Genomic DNA, 271 nt, shown 5'->3' with positions numbered 1-271 from the left:
AGGACAGCCGCTCAGTTTTCACGTCGTACAGCCACGCTTTCTCTAAAGTCGCATTGCGAAATTCATTCTCATGGCCCAGCATCGCGATATAAGAACCGTCCGGTGAAAACACGCAGGAACCGAAAGAACCGCGGTGCGGCGTAATCTGCTTCAGGCTTCCGTCCGCCAGATTCATCAGATAGACATCGCTCGGCTTTCCGGCGTCACCCGGCTCGCATAAATTGGCGGTAAACGCAAGCTGCCTGCCATCCGGTGAAAAGGCCACGCCATA

At 55.0% G+C, this 271-nt stretch carries 1 protein-coding gene; it reads right to left on the bottom strand.

The annotated features are described in order from the left end of the window. Positions 1-271: TolB family protein (locus SB660_RS20685; RefSeq protein ID WP_410584224.1), on the bottom strand; the 271-nt coding region annotated here is incomplete at both ends.

Source organism: Bacillus sp. SIMBA_005, assembly GCF_046535585.1.
Taxonomy (GTDB): Bacteria; Bacillota; Bacilli; order Bacillales; family Bacillaceae; genus Bacillus; species Bacillus pumilus.
The sequence above is the reverse complement of the archived record's forward strand: the minus strand, read 5'-3'. Positions and strand labels throughout refer to the sequence as shown.